General features: G+C 50.4%; 1 protein-coding gene. It reads right to left on the reverse strand.

Annotated features, from left to right (window positions below):
- A partial coding sequence (locus tag AC1RPJ_RS08305) for a hypothetical protein (protein WP_481762935.1) occupies window positions 1–242 on the reverse strand: 242 nt, incomplete at both ends.

The following is a 242-nucleotide window of genomic DNA, read 5'->3' on the forward strand; positions in this document are numbered from 1 at the left end:
GCTACGCACAGATCACGGCCGATGCCGGATACCACGTGCATGAACTCTGCCATCTTTTCCTCTTCTACGTGCGGAAGCCCGTTTAGTCGCTCCGGCACAAGATGCGCGTAATCAGCGCGATCTTTGATGCACTGCTCATCGTTGTCAAAGCCTTCTACGAGTCCAGCAAACACGAAGTACCTGAAATGAACGCCATCGAGTTTCTTGAAATCTTCAGCTAGTAACTGATCGATAAGCTGATG

This window comes from Dellaglioa sp. CoH-57-MRSF-17 (assembly GCF_056782015.1).